Annotated in this window: 15 protein-coding genes; 7 read left to right on the top strand and 8 right to left on the bottom strand. The window is 35.4% G+C overall.

The window, feature by feature from the left end; all coding sequences use genetic code 11:
- Nucleotides 1–2 precede the first annotated feature (2 nt).
- The 4 genes from speA to ACZ47B_RS03345 are packed head-to-tail and all read left to right on the top strand — an operon-like array spanning nt 3 to nt 4,196.
- Entirely contained in the window at nt 3–1,865 is a 1,863-nt protein-coding gene (speA, locus tag ACZ47B_RS03360; RefSeq protein ID WP_464895271.1) for a biosynthetic arginine decarboxylase, read from the top strand.
- The gene (gene cysE, locus ACZ47B_RS03355; RefSeq protein ID WP_464895270.1) at nt 1,862–2,584 is read left to right on the top strand and encodes a serine O-acetyltransferase; all 723 of its coding nucleotides are present in this window, start codon (nt 1,862–1,864) and stop codon (nt 2,582–2,584) included. The genes speA and cysE overlap by 4 nt, the downstream gene beginning before the upstream one ends.
- A gap of 3 nt (nt 2,585–2,587) precedes the next feature.
- Nucleotides 2,588–3,745, top strand: a complete 1,158-nt coding sequence (locus ACZ47B_RS03350; protein ID WP_464895269.1) for a pyridoxal phosphate-dependent aminotransferase — start codon at nt 2,588–2,590, stop codon at nt 3,743–3,745.
- Nucleotides 3,735–4,196: a 2-thiouracil desulfurase family protein gene (locus ACZ47B_RS03345; protein ID WP_464895268.1), complete on the top strand. Its 462-nt coding sequence runs from the start codon at nt 3,735–3,737 to the stop codon at nt 4,194–4,196. The genes ACZ47B_RS03350 and ACZ47B_RS03345 overlap by 11 nt, the downstream gene beginning before the upstream one ends.
- Here the strand turns inward: ACZ47B_RS03345 and ACZ47B_RS03340 are convergent.
- Genes ACZ47B_RS03340 through ACZ47B_RS03330 form a run of 3 tightly spaced genes read right to left on the bottom strand, consistent with a single transcriptional unit; the run spans nt 4,171 to nt 8,022 of the window.
- Complete coding sequence (locus ACZ47B_RS03340; RefSeq protein WP_464895267.1) at nt 4,171–4,734, bottom strand: PAS domain-containing protein; 564 nt, start codon at nt 4,732–4,734, stop codon at nt 4,171–4,173. The genes ACZ47B_RS03345 and ACZ47B_RS03340 overlap by 26 nt on opposite strands.
- Nucleotides 4,712–7,135 (bottom strand): transporter substrate-binding domain-containing protein, encoded by a 2,424-nt coding sequence (locus ACZ47B_RS03335; protein WP_464895266.1) that lies wholly within the window; start codon nt 7,133–7,135, stop codon nt 4,712–4,714. The genes ACZ47B_RS03340 and ACZ47B_RS03335 overlap by 23 nt, the downstream gene beginning before the upstream one ends.
- Nucleotides 7,123–8,022 (bottom strand): diguanylate cyclase, encoded by a 900-nt coding sequence (locus ACZ47B_RS03330; RefSeq protein WP_464895265.1) that lies wholly within the window; start codon nt 8,020–8,022, stop codon nt 7,123–7,125. The genes ACZ47B_RS03335 and ACZ47B_RS03330 overlap by 13 nt, the downstream gene beginning before the upstream one ends.
- A 111-nt stretch (nt 8,023–8,133) precedes the next feature.
- Here ACZ47B_RS03330 and ACZ47B_RS03325 point away from each other — a divergent pair, with 111 nt between their 5' ends.
- On the top strand, nt 8,134–8,799 hold the full coding sequence (locus tag ACZ47B_RS03325; protein ID WP_464895264.1) for a response regulator transcription factor: 666 nt from the start codon (nt 8,134–8,136) through the stop codon (nt 8,797–8,799).
- Here ACZ47B_RS03325 and thiE read toward each other — a convergent pair.
- The 5 genes from thiE to thiD form a co-directional block, all read right to left on the bottom strand.
- Nucleotides 8,762–9,403, bottom strand: a complete 642-nt coding sequence (gene thiE, locus ACZ47B_RS03320; protein ID WP_464895263.1) for a thiamine phosphate synthase — start codon at nt 9,401–9,403, stop codon at nt 8,762–8,764. The two genes, ACZ47B_RS03325 and thiE, sit on opposite strands and share 38 nt — an antisense overlap.
- A gap of 65 nt (nt 9,404–9,468) precedes the next feature.
- The gene (gene thiH, locus ACZ47B_RS03315) at nt 9,469–10,599 is read right to left on the bottom strand and encodes a 2-iminoacetate synthase ThiH (RefSeq protein ID WP_464895262.1); all 1,131 of its coding nucleotides are present in this window, start codon (nt 10,597–10,599) and stop codon (nt 9,469–9,471) included.
- Nucleotides 10,592–11,362, bottom strand: coding sequence for a HisA/HisF-related TIM barrel protein (locus tag ACZ47B_RS03310; protein ID WP_464895261.1), 771 nt, complete (start codon nt 11,360–11,362; stop codon nt 10,592–10,594). The genes thiH and ACZ47B_RS03310 overlap by 8 nt, the downstream gene beginning before the upstream one ends.
- Nucleotide 11,363: 1 nt before the next feature.
- Nucleotides 11,364–11,567 carry a sulfur carrier protein ThiS gene (thiS, locus tag ACZ47B_RS03305; protein WP_464895260.1) on the bottom strand — a complete coding sequence of 68 codons (204 nt, stop codon included), beginning with the start codon at nt 11,565–11,567 and terminating at the stop codon, nt 11,364–11,366.
- Nucleotides 11,564–12,496, bottom strand: coding sequence for a bifunctional hydroxymethylpyrimidine kinase/phosphomethylpyrimidine kinase (gene thiD, locus ACZ47B_RS03300; RefSeq protein ID WP_464895259.1), 933 nt, complete (start codon nt 12,494–12,496; stop codon nt 11,564–11,566). The genes thiS and thiD overlap by 4 nt, the downstream gene beginning before the upstream one ends.
- A gap of 228 nt (nt 12,497–12,724) precedes the next feature.
- On the opposite strand from thiD, the gene ACZ47B_RS03295 reads away from it, so the two are divergent.
- Both ACZ47B_RS03295 and ACZ47B_RS03290 read left to right on the top strand, forming a co-directional pair.
- Nucleotides 12,725–13,321, top strand: coding sequence for a cupredoxin domain-containing protein (locus ACZ47B_RS03295; protein ID WP_464895258.1), 597 nt, complete (start codon nt 12,725–12,727; stop codon nt 13,319–13,321).
- Entirely contained in the window at nt 13,321–14,976 is a 1,656-nt protein-coding gene (locus ACZ47B_RS03290) for a cbb3-type cytochrome c oxidase subunit I (RefSeq protein WP_464895257.1), read from the top strand. Before ACZ47B_RS03295 ends, ACZ47B_RS03290 begins: the two co-directional genes overlap by 1 nt.
- The last annotated feature ends 10 nt before the right edge of the window (nt 14,977–14,986 follow it).

Genomic DNA, 14,986 nt, shown 5'->3' with positions numbered 1-14,986 from the left:
CCATGAACAGATACGGAATAGACATATGGGGAAAAAAATATTTTGAGATAAAAGATGATAAAGTCATCATAAATCACAAATCAAAACCTTTTCTAGTTGATATAGTAAACAGTATCAGAGAAAAAGGCTTGAGCGGTCCGTTGCTCGTAAGGTTTCCCCATCTCATACAAAAACAGATATCTTTGCTTTACAATACATTTTCAAAAGTACAAAAAGAGTTTGATTACAAAGGCAGTTTCAATGCCGTTTTTCCCCTAAAGGTCAATCAATACCCAGGATTTGTGAAAAATTTGGTACATTTGGGTCAAAAATACAATTATGGACTTGAAGCGGGAAGTAAGCCTGAACTTATACTCGCTATGAGCTATAACCATTTAGGCTCACCCATAACGGTCAATGGCTTTAAAGACAACGAAATGATAGTGTTAGGCTTTCTGGCTGCTAAAATGGGACATAATATCACTTTAACCATAGAGGGCATAAACGAGCTTGAAAGTATAGTGGAAAATGCTAAAAATTTTGACGGCATTATGCCAAATATCGGACTTAGGATAAGACTTCACAGTTCAGGTATCGGCATATGGGCTAAAAGCGGAGGGATAAACTCAAAGTTCGGTCTTACTTCATCCGAACTTATAATAGCTGTGGAAATGTTAAAAGAAAAAGGTCTTTTGAAATATTTTAAAATGATACATTTCCATATAGGTTCACAGATAGAAGATATTGCGCCACTGAAAAAGGCTCTCAGGGAAGCCGGCAATATCTTTGCAGAACTTAAAAAGATGGGGGCGGACAATCTAACTTCTATAAACCTTGGCGGAGGACTTGCGGTGGAGTACTCCCAAAATGAAGAGTCTTACCACAAAAATTACTCTTTGGAAGAGTATGCAAATGACGTGGTCTATCTCTTGCAGGATATCGCAAAAAGAAAAAATGTTGAAGAGCCTGATATATTTATAGAATCAGGCAGATTTATAGCGGCTTATCATGCTGTTTTGGTAGCACCCGTTTTGGAGCTTTTTTCAAAAGAGTACAGCCAAAAACTTTTAAGACTAAAAGAAAAAAATCCGCCTCTTATCAGTGAACTTTATGAACTTTACAAAGATATGAATAAAAAAAACGCTTTGGAATTTTTGCATGACAGCTTGGATCATATGGAGTCGCTTTTGACTCTTTTTGATCTTGGATATATAGATCTTGAAGATAGATCCAATACTGAGATACTCGTAAACTTGATCATAGAAAAAGCGATAAAACTTTTAAAAGATAAAAACCACAAAGAGTTACTCTCCATACAGGACAGGGTTCAAGAAAGATATCTTTTAAATTTTTCTCTTTTTCAAAGTCTGCCGGATAATTGGGGATTGAAGCAGAATTTTCCGGTAATGCCTCTTAGTAAACTAGGTGAATCTAACAAAAGAAGTGCGTCACTTTGGGATATAACATGCGATAGCGACGGAGAGATAAGTTTTGATATAAAAAACCCTCTATTCTTACATGATGTAGATCTAAAAGAGGAGGATTATTTTTTGGCATTTTTTTTAGTGGGGGCTTATCAGGAAACCATGGGTATGAGGCACAATCTTTTTGCCCACCCTACTGAATTTAGCGTGGATATCACCGATACATCATACAGTATCACAGATATAAGAGAATCAAAAGATATACTTCAGATACTAAATGAGATAGGATATGACAACAGTGAAGTAAAAGATATGCTAACTAAAAAGATAAACTTAACTTGCAATTCAAAAAATGAGAAAGAAACTATTTTTGATATGATAGAAGTATTTTTAAAAGACAATGGTTATCTAAAAACTGATATAATACAGCCTGATTTTTTTAGTCAAGACAGGATAGGATGATGAACACTAAGCAATCTTTATGGAAGCAGATAAAAGAAGACTTTATGATGCCCTACCATTGCGATCCGGCGATCAATTCAAAATTTGAGATATTTTTCAATTATCCTGGTGTTTGGGCACTCATCAACTATAGAGTTGCTCATATACTTTATATAAACGGATGGAAGCTTTTAGGTAGAATGTTGATGGGAATTTGTCAAATATTTACCAGTATCGATATACATCCCGGATGCGAGATAGGAAGAAGAGTCTTTATAGATCACGGAACAGGCGTAGTTATAGGTGAAACTACCAAGATAGGCAATGATGTGCTTATCTATCAGCAAGTGACTTTGGGCGGGGTCAGTCTTCAAAGAGGTATCAAAAGACATCCTACATTGGAAGATGGAGTAGTCGTCGGAGGCGGAGCCAAGGTACTTGGAGACATAACTATCGGGAAAAATTCCAAAATCGGAGCAAATTCTGTAGTGATACACGATGTCCCGCCTGATTCTACCGCCATAGGAATACCGGCAAAAGTTATACAAAAAGGAAGAGACAAATCACAGTACTCTCACAACAAGCTTCCTGATATCAACAAAGAGTTGTTTGACTATATCATAAAAAGACTAAATGTTATCGAAGAAGCTATAGCAAACCATGATGAAGATATCGTGATAGAAAAAGATAAAGAGTTAGAAAAAATATATGAAGCTTTCATAAAAGCTTTAAAAGGATAAAAAATGTTAACTAAAAGAGTAAAGAGACTAAATGAGTCCATGACCATTGCCATAAGTACTTTGGCAAGAAATTTAAAGGCAGAAGGCAAAGATATACTTAGTTTTTCTGCGGGAGAACCTGACTTTGATACGCCTGAAGTTATAAAAGAAGAAGCCATAAAAGCCATAAAGAACGGTTTTACCAAATACACTGCAGTTGCCGGTATACCTGAGCTTTTAGAGGCGATCGCTCATAAGCTTCAAAGAGATAACTCTCTTGTTTATAAGCCTTCGAACATCATCACAAGTAACGGTGCAAAGCACTCTTTGTTTAACCTCTTTCAGTCTCTTATAGAGCACGGCGATGAAGTCATCATCCCTGCCCCTTACTGGGTTACATATCCCGAACTTGTAAGATATAGCGGCGGTATCCCTATAACTGTAGAAACAAATGATGAAAGTGGTTTTAAGATAAATGCAAAACAGTTAAAAGAGGCTATAACGCCACGAACGAAAATGCTTATACTTACAACTCCGTCAAATCCGACTGGTTCGGTTTACTCAAAAGAAGAATTAGAAGAGATAGCTGAAGTTTTAAAAGGCAGTGAAATCTTTGTATGCTCCGATGAAATGTATGAGAAGTTGATATATGACAAGGAGTTTGTCTCAGTTGCAAGCATAAATGAAGATATGTTTCAAAGAACTATTACTGTAAACGGTCTTAGCAAGTCTGTTGCTATGACAGGATGGAGATTTGGTTATCTTGCAACGCCAAATGACGAACTTATAGACGCCATGAAAAAACTTCAAAGCCAAAGTGCGTCAAACATCAACTCTACAACTCAACACGCAGCTATCGCCGGACTAGACGGTAGAGCGGACAAAGATATAGAGTATATGAGAAAAGAGTTTCAAAAAAGAAGAGATTTGGCGGTTGGATTGATAAATGACATAGAGGGACTTTCCGTGGTAAAACCTGACGGTGCGTTTTATCTCTTTATCAACATAAAAAACTTCAGTAATGACTCTATGAAATTTTCAAAAGAGCTTTTAGCCAAAAAAGGTGTAGCCGTAATACCAGGAGTCGGCTTTGGAAGTGAGGGATATGTGAGATTTTCTTTTGCGACAGATGAAAAAAGCATAGTCGAGGGAATTAAAAGGATAAAAGAGTTTGTCAGCTAAGGAGAAACTGCTTGTAAGTGCATGTTTGCTTGGAGAAAATGTAAAATATAACGGCAAAAGCAATAAAATCGAAGATATTGAGAAATTAAGTGAAAAGTATGATTTTATACCCTTTTGTCCTGAAGTTGAAGGAGGTCTGCCAACTCCAAGACCTCCTTCTGAGATAACATCCTCAAATCCTTTAAAACTTGAAAATATAAATGGAGCAGATGTAACATCATATTTTATCGAAGGATCACAAAAAACCCTCAATCTTTGTAAAAAATATGGTATAAAAAAAGCTCTTTTGAAAGAAAACTCACCTTCTTGCGGCAAAAAACAGATATATGACGGAACTTTTAGTAAAACATTAAAAAAAGGAGAAGGAGTAACGGCTTCTTTGCTAAGTAAAAACGGTATAAATATTTTTAGTGAAGATGAAGTGCCTAAGCTGATGAAAAAAGCTTTTTAGCTTTGTTGAAAAAGTATAGTGTTATGGGACTTCTTTTTTCTAGTTTTTGTATGTAACCGTTATAGTCCGTACCCTGCCCCGCTACAAAATCCAGGAGATACTCAACGGATACTTCCATGCCATCTGCTTTTTCGATCTCTATAAGTTTTTTATACAGTGGCTCTATCGTTCTTACTATCTTTTTAGGTGCAGCCTGTCTAAAAGCCATGTATCTGTTGATGTTGCCGTCATGGTCTCTTCTGATTTCAAAATCCGTTATAACCCAGTAGTGATCTCCGTTTTTTGCCATATTTTTAACTACTGCAGTGATATTTTGTCCCTTTTGTATATATTGCCACATGAGATAAAAGATGGCTTTTGGCATATCAGGATGTCTTACTATGCTGTGAGGAGCACCTATGAGCTCTTCTTTGGAGTATTTGCAAATTTCCAGAAAATAATCATTGACTTTTGTGATATTGCCATCGAGGTCAGTTGTGCTTAGTATGTATTTTTTGGGATTTAGTTTGATCTCTTTATTTGTCGGTATTGGTTTCATCTTCTGTTACTCCTAAGGTTATTGTGATTTTGATTCCGTTTTTTATATTGTTTATGTTTATGCTTCCATTCATATGTTTTTCTATGATGAGTTTGGTCATATAAAGACCTATCCCATCACCGCCGCTTCTTTGTTTGGTCGTAAAATACGGCTCAAAAACATAAGGTATGATATCTTCTTCAATACCTCCTGCATTGTCTTTTATGACTATGACGGACATATGCTCTTTTTGATATTTTGTTATGATGATCTTTCTCTCTTCTATGTCTCTTTGGATGAAGGCATCTATGGAGTTGTTTATGATATTTAGTATGGCTTGTCCAAATTCGTTTTTGTATCCTAGAACTTTTGATTCTTCGCCTAGATCCGTTATGAGGCTTATCTTGTTTTCATCCAGGATGGGTTGTAGGATCTCTACGGACTCGACTATGGTATCGTTTAGGGAAAAGAGGCTTTTTTCTTTTTCGGGTTTGAAAAAATTTCTAAAGTTATCAACGGTTTTTGCCATTTGGAAGATGATCTTACCCGATCTTTTTTCAAACTGCTCCATTATATCCTTGGTTATGGAGTTGTTTTTATATTTGGCGATTATGGTACTGTTTAAAAATATAAGAGTATTTAGCGGTTGTTTCCACTGATGTGCTATCATGGATATAGCTTCACCCATTTGAGCAAGGCGGGATTGTTGAAGCATGATAAGTTGATGTTTTTTTTCTTTTTCTATAGCTGTTTCAATTCTTTTTTCAAGTGTCTTGTTTAAATTTTCAACCTCTTTTTTGAGTCTTTTTTGCCTGAGATAAGAGTATAGTAAAGTTACAAATACAACCAAAAAGAAAAGGGTTATTTTTATGATGAGCATATAATCCACCTGTTCTTTTTTGACGCCCATCCATTTTTTATATATTTTTATCCTTTCCTGGTTACTTATAGAACTTATGGATTTGTTCAGTATCGAGATCAATATACCGTAATCTTTTCTTATCATGATTTGCAAGTTGAAATCGACCCCGGTGATTCCGGTGATAAATATATCTTTAAAGTCATTTTTTATGATCTGGTATCTTAATGACGGCTCTATATCCACTGCGGCAAAAACAGTACCGTCTTGCACTAGCTGGAGAGCTTCTTTGGTGTCTTTGGTTAGAACGAAATCTATCTTGGGATACATGTTTTTTAGTAAAAAATATGTACTGTAGCTTTTTCCGACAGCAACTTTTTTATGCTCAAGGTCCACTCCGGTTGTTATGAAACTGCTTATTTTTTTTGTAGCTATCGCTATGGGAAATTTTTCGTATGTTTTGGTAAAAAGTGCAAAAGACTCTTTATCAAGTGTTTTACTGGTAGCTATGTTCAAATCATACTTTTTATTTTTGATATTTTTTAAGACTTCGGGAAAATTTTTTGCTTTGAAAAATCTATACCTAAGGTGAACTTTTTTCGCTATAAGTTTCCAGTAGTCGACACCTATACCTACGATATTGCCTTTTTTATCTTCAAAATTGAAAGGTATCCAGCTTGTTGTGGTGTTTATATTGACAATGTGACTTTTTATAAACTTTTTCTCTTTGTCACTCAAGTATATTTTCTTTGTCAATGGCATAGGAAGCCATTTGGACTTTAGCAGATATATCTCTTCTTTGTCTATTTGAAGATATGCTTTGTCAAATATATTTTTAAGCATTTCATTATCTTTGCTAAATGCTAAAAATTTGGGTATGCCTGTGATATTTTTATCTTCGTTTTGTAGTTTTATACTTAAACCCGATAGAAAATTTTTGTAAATCAAATATTTGAACGTGAAAAAATTGCCAAGTGCATAAGAAGCTTTTTTTTGTAGGACAAATTTTAGGGCATCATAGTTTGTAGCACACTCTATGAGTCTGATATCGGGATATTTTTTTCTTATATAGTTTATCTTTTCACTGCCCTGGACTACCGCAAGAGCCTCTTTTTTTCGGTTCAACTCCCCAAGTGAGGGATTTTTTTTATGCAAAGGTACGGCAAAAGCATAAAATATATCAAATATTTTAAAATCACTATAGATATAGTATCTCTCTCTTTTGGGATTTTTTCCAAGAACACATACGGTATCGATATGTTTTTCTTTTAAGACATTGCTTTTTTCATTCCATTTGATATCTTTGACAAATACGATTTTCTTTTTTAAGACTTTTTCATAAAGCTTCATGTAATTTTTTAAAAAATTGTAAATTTGGGGAAATTCATTTTCATCTTCGGGCATCCAGTCTTTTTTGAGATAAACCTTTATCTCTTTTTTACTTTTTAGATAGTCATTTTCATTTTTATTTAAAAAGTCATAGTTAAAGCCGGTAGCATTTATTTTTGCCAAACAAAAAAGAAAAAATGCAAATACAAAAAAAGATTTTCTCAAGATATGCATACTCTGTTCTTTCCTAATTTTTTAGCCTTATAAAGGGCATTGTCAGCTTTTTTGATGATCTCTTTTATGTCTTCGCTTGATCTGCACTCCGCAACTCCAAAGCTTGCGCTTTGTCTGCCTACTTCACTGAAACTGTGAGAGTTTATCTTCTCTTTTAAATGTTTTGCAAGTATTGCGGCATCTGTTTTTTCAGTTTGAGGCAGTATGACTATGAACTCTTCGCCACCCCATCTTCCGGCGATATCAGTGACTCTTGAACTCGTCAGGATAATATCCGCAAACTCTATAAGAACCTGATCCCCCGCTATGTGACCGTAAGTATCGTTTATCATTTTAAAATCATCTATGTCGATAAGTATGATCGAGAAATGTGCACCAAACCTGCTGCTTCTGTTTTTTTCATTTGAAAGTATTTCATTTATCTTGTATCTGTTGCATAGACCCGTCAATTGGTCTGTTGTAGCCATTTTTAAAAGTTTTTCGTTGGTATTGTGGATATTTTGGTTGTTTTTAACCTTTTTGGCGAAAGCTTCGAGTTTTCTCAATATCAATGATGTATCTACGATGGGTTTTGTTATGAAGGTATCGATTTTTATCTCTATGGCTTCCTTTAGGACATTTGTATCTTCTTTAGCCGATATCAACATGATAGGAGTTTCGGGATTGCCCTGCTTGATAATCCTTGACATTTCTATACCGTTTAAAGAAGGCATATTTACATCGGCTATCACGATATCGGGTTTGCACTCGTAAAATATATCCAATCCTTCTATGCCGTCTTTGGCAAGGTATAGATCTTTTATGTTGTCTCTCATAAAAAAATCAAAACTTTGTCTTAGATCCGTGTTGTCATCAACAAAAAGTATGCTTACATCTCTTAAATTCATTTTTCCTCGCAAAATAATATCAGATAATATTTTTAAAAATTTATTATACAATGTTATTATAAGAAAAATGTGGGTAAAATATGAAGATTCTGTTTTTTTGGAGTATATGTATTGATAAAAAATAAAATTCTACTTATCGAAGATGACACGGAAAGTGCACTATCCTTGCAAGAGTTTTTAACCGAGAAGGGGTTTGATGCTGAGATATTTACCACTATAACGGATGCTATATTTAGGATAAAATTCAATAACTACAACTTGATTTTGCTGGATTTGAATCTTCCTGATTATGAAGGGTATGAAGTGTTAAAATTTTTAAATTCGGAAAACTTCAATATACCAGTCATTGTCATCAGCGGATACTCGGATACTCAAACGAAGATCAAAGCTTTCAAATTCGGTGCCAGTGATTATCTTGTAAAACCTATAGATCCAATGGAGCTGGAAGCCAGGATATGGGTGCATCTTGGAAAAAATACCAGCATAAAAGATTTTTTGCCGGAAAACGTCTTTAAGGTAGACAATAACAGTATATATTACAAAAACAGTTTGTTGAAATTGACAAGAACGGAATTTAAAATACTAAAGATCATCATAGAAAATCCAAAACAGATAATATATAGAGAAGATCTATACAAAGTACTCTCGCCAAAAAGCAATCAACGCACACTTGATGGTCATATAAAAAATATAAGAAAAAAGATCAAAGATATTTACCCTGAGGATGAAGACATCATAACTACGGAGTATGGTCTTGGCTACCGTTTAAACATTTAGTCTGAAGATAAGATACCGTTTTTGTTATATCGTTCGCACCTACGATTTCACTGACAAGACATACTCTTTTTGCTCCGGTTTTTAAGATATCGTCGATATTGTATCGTTTGATACCACCTATGGCAACAAAGGGAATCTTTACATTTTCTACCGCCCATTTTAGATATGTCAACCCAACCGGTTTAGTATCTTTAGTGGTTGTAGGGAAGATGGGTCCTACACCTATGTAATCAGCCCCGCCTTCTTGAGCTTTTATGGCATCCTTGGGAGCATGCGTAGAAACTCCTATGATCTTATCGTCTCCCATGAGCTTTCTAACATCGCTTATATCCATATCATCTTGTCCGACATGAACACCGTCGGCATCAACTAACATGGCTATATCGATATGATCATTAACTATGAAAAGCACACCGTTGTCTTTGCAAATTTTCGTTATCTCTTTTACCTCTTTGGTTTTTTCTTTTATGCTTTTATATTTTTCTCTGTACTGGATGATTTTAATGCCACCTTTTATCATCTCTTTAACACACTCTACATTGCTTCTGCCGTTGGCAAAATTTTCCGCCGTAATCCCATAAAGCCCCAAAGGTATCTCTTTCATCTTCTCCTCCTCATCTACTCATCTACTCATCTACTCATTCACTCATTCACTCATTCACTCATTACTCACTCACAAATCATTTCCCAATCTTTAAAAACAGGCTGATAACCTTTTTGTTTTATGACTTTAACTATCTCTTCAACGCTTCTTTCGTCACTTATGTCAAATTGTGGGGTGGAAGCATCTATACCCTCATATCCTCCGACATCGGTTTTTGAACCGGCTGATAGTTTCGTAACTCCCAGCCCTAGCAAATTGTCTCTAAAAGATGCTCTTTCTCTTGTGGAAACATTGATGCCGATCATCGGCATGAAAATCCTGTATGCAAGCATGATTTGTAAAAAAGTTTTATCGTCAAGCTCGTATCTTGGTTTATAGTCGCCTTCTGCATGATTTATCCTGGGAAGCGAAAGTGATATTTCACATTCAAGGTATTTGTCCATAAGATGCTTTGCATGAATAGCGCTGAAAAATGCCTCTTTTTGTATATCAGCCAAGCCAAACAAAACTCCTATATTTATAGCTCTAAAACCTGCTTTTGCTCCTCTTTCAGGAGTATCGAGCCTATAAAGATAATCTCTTTTTTCTCCAGAAGTATGAACTTCTTGGTATATATCTTTATCATAAACTTCTTGGTAAACAGTCAGCGAATCAACTCCAGTATCTTTTAACTCCATATATTCATCTATATCGAGCGGATATATCTCTATGGCGATAGAGCTGAAATATTTTTTTAGCACCCCTATTGCCATCTTGAGATAATCCAAATCAGCGATCTTCTTCGCTTCACCTGTTAAAAGAAGGATGTGCTTTATGCCGGTTTTTGCTATCTCCTTAGCTTCAGCCTCTATCTCATCTTTGGTTAAATGTTTTCTTTTGATCTTGTTTTTTTTACTAAAGCCGCAGTATGAGCAGTCACTTGAGCAGTAGTTTGATACATATATAGGTATATAAAGCTGTATAACTCTTCCAAAATGTCTTAGATAATTTCTTCTTGAAATTCTTGCCATATCTTCAAGATAGTTTTGAGCCTTGTTGCTTATAAGGTTTAAAAAGTCAAATTCATCAAGCTTCTCTTTTGACAAACTCTTTTTTATGTCACTGTCTGTTACATTTTGCAGATATGTTTTAAAGTCAAAATTTTCATAACTTTCAAGTATATCCTTGAAACTGTCAAATCTTTTAAAATCAGTCATGCAAAAATCCGGTAAGCGGAGAGGACGCTTTGGCTTTAGACGAAGTTTCAGCTATTTTTGCCAGGTATGCTTTTCTGCCGGCTTTTACCGCAAGCGAAAAAGCTTCCGCCATACTCTCGGGGTCATCGGCATTTGCTATGGCAGAATTTACCAAAACCGCATCCGCTCCCATCTCCATAGCCTCTGCGGCTTGGGATGGTCTTCCAATGCCAGCGTCCACTATGATGGGTAAGGAGATATTTTCTATAAGGATCTCTATCATAGACTTTGTCTTTAATCCCTGATTTGATCCTATGGGAGAGCCAAGAGGCATCACTGCTGCAGCTCCAGTGTCTTCAAGTTTTTTTGCAGTTATGAGATCCGGCATAACATATGGTAAAACGACAAACCCCTCTTTTGATAGAATTTCAGTAGCTTTTACGGTCTCTTCATTATCCGGCAGCAGGTATTTCATATCATGTATGACTTCTATCTTTATGAAATCACCACAACCTGCTTCTCTAGCAATCCTAGCTATCTTTACAGCCTCTTTGGCATCTCTGGCTCCTGAAGTATTGGGCAAAAGTGTTACACTCTTGTCTATATACTCCAACACATTCTCTTCAGGCATAGAAAAATCCACTCTTCTTAAAGCTACCGTTATCATCTCCGAGCCGCTTGATTTTAGAATCTTTGGTATCATATGTTTATCGGGAAATTTTCCCGTCCCCGTAAAAAGTCTGTTTTTAAACTCTTTTTCACCTATCTTTAGTATATCGTTCATTTTACCCTCCCGAAACAAATCTAAGAATTTCTATCTTGTTACCATCTTTTATCATGACCCTTTCAAAATCATCTTTTTTTATAACATCTTCATTTATCAGTACGACGACGCTATCTTTTTTTATACCTTTTTTTGATAAAAAAGTCATTACATCCATCTCTTTTTCAAGTCGCTCCTCTTTTGAGTTAATTGTTATATTTATCATATGATGTAATTTACCCCCATTGAAGATATCTTGAAACTGTGTTCAATTTTTTTGGTTATGAATTTTTTTGCTCTTTTTACCGATTTGTGCATACCGTATCCATTTGCAAGGTTGGCGGCAATTGCAGAAGAGAGAATACATCCTGTACCGTGAAAATCTATATTACTTTTGACCTTCTTTTGCTTTAAAGTATAAAATTTACCCCTAGTATATAGTAAATCTATCGCATATTTACCCGATAAATGACCGCCTTTCATTAAAATGGATTTGGCGCCCATCTTGTGAAGTTTTTTTATAGCTTTTTTCATCTCTTTTATAGAGTTTATCTTTATACCTGTTAGGGTCTGGGCCTCATTTATATTTGGTGTAATGATATCTGCCAGGGGGATGAGTTTGTTTTTTAGCCTTTTTATACCTTTTTTACTTAAAAGTCTGTATCCGCTTGTCGAGATGATAACCGGGTCCAAAACAGTTTTTGTTTTATATAGTTTGATGAATTTTGCTATAACTTCGATATTTTTACTATTTGGTATCATCCCTATCTTAATGGCATCGATCTTTATATCTTCAAAAAGTGTTTTTAATTGTTTATGTAGAAATTTTTTATCTATATCAAGTTTATCTTTGACACCGGTTGTATTTTGTGCGGTGACGGAAGTGATTACGCTTAAGGCATACAAATCATGAGCCAAAAATGTTTTCATATCAGCCAGGTTTCCTGCTCCGCCACTCCCGTCAAATCCGGCGATACTCAAAGCCACTCTCTTTTTCATCAAAATCCTTGTTGATTTGTTCCGGAAAATGATAGTGAAAGGATGTTTTTTGTAGTAGCAAACTTTCCCTCCGCCGGCATTATCCGGATCAGGTTTAAGTACCAAACCATAGTTGGTCTTATCTATGGTTAGGTACTTTAGGATAAAGAGGTACACACCCCTACTCTCAGCCGATTTTATCAGCTCTCCTAGTTCAATTTAGCAGAATTATATCTAAAAGTTTCTAATTTCACAAGTTTTTTCTTTGATGTCGGTATGTAAAATTGTTACTCATTTAAAGCTTAAAATGAATAATTAAATTCAAAGTATTACTTTATTGATTTTAATCAATGCAATTTTTATTTGAATTAATTATAATAAATATAAAATTTACAAGGAGGAAGCATGACATTTCAAAATTCTATAGAATTATTGAAGTTTCACAATGTTGCTTACACTATTTATGCTTTGTTAATTATATCTATCGTTGGGTGGTTCGGATATAATTTAACAAGAAAAGAGAAAGTGAAGTCAATAGTGAAAATACCTTTTTATGGGTATATAGCTTTTTTGGTAATCGGTGGTGTCGGTCATCATATCTTTACATACAATACAATCCCTTGGGTGCAAGAAGATATGATGAAAGATCAAATAAAGCCGGATAAGGTATTTCATATACAGATAAAAGATCACAAATGGGTACTTCCAAAAACACCAATGGTGGTAAACTGCGGAAAACCTACACTTTTTGATGTTACAAGTGGAGATCTTATGTATGGTTTTGGACTTTTCAGACAAAACGGAACCATGGTCACTCAAATGCAAGTTGATCCCGGTCATGAAAATAAACTAATGTGGACATTTAATTTTCCGGGTACTTTCAACCTTACTTCGACAGAGTATTCCGGACCGGCTCAATACAGCGAAGATGGAAAAGATTTACTATTTGTAAAAAATGCCGTAAAAGTTGTAGGCTGTGACAATAATAAAGGAGGCAATTAATGAGTTTTGCTAACAATCTTATAAATGGAACGAATTTTGACCATACAAAGCTTAACGCTTTACAAAAAGTAGCCCTAAGAGGCGTAGTGATGTCATTTCTATTTTTCGGTCTTGTGGCGATCGAGGGAATGATAATGAGAATGGTGAAATTGGGACCGACCAATCCTTTGCCGGACATGTTTTCCCATGCTCCTCACTTTTTTGCCATTATGACAGCTCATCCGATAGTAGGAATCTTTGGCTCAACTTATCAGCTTGTATTTTCTGCTTTTATATTTTTGGTACCGTTTTTGGCAAAAAAACCACTTTATAGTGTAAAATTGGCAAATGCAACATGGCTTCTTATAACCATAGGTACTGCATTGGCTTGGTTTGCTGCATTTGCTTGGCATTATGCGCCTTTATATACACTTTATTGGCCACTTCCGGCTGATCTTAAGCAGTTTGAAGCGATAGGCGGTATAGTATTTATAGTAGGTGCGGCACTTATAATGGTTGGAACACTGTGCTTTATCTACAATATCTATGCAACTATATTTGCAAGAGTAGGTGTACATAAAAACAAAACTACAAAGGAGCTTTTGGTAAGTGGTTTTGGTATTGACGGTATGTTAAATCTTTTACATAAGATCACTGGAAAACCACCATATTCAAAAGAGCCGGCTTTATCACTTCCGGTTGTTGCGATATTTAGAGGTACGGTTGATACATTTCTAGATGCACTTGTTATACTTAGCGCCGGAGTATTGGTTCTGGTTTATCTTGTTTTTTCTGTCGCCGGACACTCTTTGGATGTTGCAACTATAGATGCATTACTATATAAAAATTACTTTTGGTGGGGTCTTGACCTAGTTGCTGACGGGTTGGTACTTATATATGTAGCAGGAGCATGGTATCTTTTGGCAATGATTATAACAGGTCAAAGACTTTTTATGGAAAATGTAGCTAGAGCAGCCCTTATGCTTGAGCTTATCGTTTCTTGGATGGTTTGGTCTCATCATCTTTTGTCTGATCAACCACAACCTGAAATGATGAAACTTATCTCAGGAGAGATGGTAACTGCATTTGAGCTTCTTACTCAAGGTTTGGCACTGTTTATCACGCTTGTAACTTTATGGAAAGCAAGGCCTCTTAAAATGACTATGGAATTAAAGTATCTTCTTGGTGGTTTGATAGGTTTTGGATTGGCAGTTCCTGCAGGAATCATTCAAGCAGATATGGGTATGAACAGAATTTTGCACAATACTAGTTGGATATCTTTTGCCCACTTCCATATGGCATTGATAGTAGGTCTATATATGACACTATATAGTGCTTTATATGTACTTTGGCCTCTTGTTACAAATAATACAAAAATGTACTCATTGAAATTGTCCAATGCACACTTCTGGTTATATTTCATAGGTGGTATAGGCATGGGCGCATTTGTAGGTATGGCAGGACTTCAAGGAGCATTGAGACGCCATCTATATGTAAATGGAGAGTTTCATACTCTTTATACGCTAGGGGCTATTTTTGGGTCGATGATATTAATAGCATGGGCAATATTTTTGTATAATATTGTTATGAGTATAGGTATAAAAGGACTTATGGGTATCTTTTTGCCGGCTCAAGATAAAACTGCTTCATATGGCTTGGAATTAGAAGCGGCATAATTTATATGAT

Source organism: Thiofractor thiocamini, assembly GCF_055384375.1.
Note: the sequence above shows the minus strand (reverse complement) of the source record. Positions and strands in the feature narration are given on the sequence as shown.

Bases quoted from the DNA above. Each gene is read 5' to 3' on its own strand.
- ACZ47B_RS03290 (WP_464895257.1), top strand. From the start codon at position 13,321: ATGAGTTTTGCTAACAATCTTATAAATGGAACGAATTTTGACCATACA.
- ACZ47B_RS03335 (WP_464895266.1), bottom strand. From the start codon at position 7,135: ATGCATATCTTGAGAAAATCTTTTTTTGTATTTGCATTTTTTCTTTTT.
- ACZ47B_RS03330 (WP_464895265.1), bottom strand. From the start codon at position 8,022: ATGAATTTAAGAGATGTAAGCATACTTTTTGTTGATGACAACACGGAT.
- thiE (WP_464895263.1), bottom strand. From the start codon at position 9,403: ATGAAAGAGATACCTTTGGGGCTTTATGGGATTACGGCGGAAAATTTT.
- thiH (WP_464895262.1), bottom strand. From the start codon at position 10,599: ATGACTGATTTTAAAAGATTTGACAGTTTCAAGGATATACTTGAAAGT.
- cysE (WP_464895270.1), top strand. From the start codon at position 1,862: ATGATGAACACTAAGCAATCTTTATGGAAGCAGATAAAAGAAGACTTT.
- ACZ47B_RS03310 (WP_464895261.1), bottom strand. From the start codon at position 11,362: ATGAACGATATACTAAAGATAGGTGAAAAAGAGTTTAAAAACAGACTT.
- ACZ47B_RS03340 (WP_464895267.1), bottom strand. From the start codon at position 4,734: ATGAAACCAATACCGACAAATAAAGAGATCAAACTAAATCCCAAAAAA.
- speA (WP_464895271.1), top strand. From the start codon at position 3: ATGAACAGATACGGAATAGACATATGGGGAAAAAAATATTTTGAGATA.
- ACZ47B_RS03350 (WP_464895269.1), top strand. From the start codon at position 2,588: ATGTTAACTAAAAGAGTAAAGAGACTAAATGAGTCCATGACCATTGCC.
- thiS (WP_464895260.1), bottom strand. From the start codon at position 11,567: ATGATAAATATAACAATTAACTCAAAAGAGGAGCGACTTGAAAAAGAG.
- ACZ47B_RS03295 (WP_464895258.1), top strand. From the start codon at position 12,725: ATGACATTTCAAAATTCTATAGAATTATTGAAGTTTCACAATGTTGCT.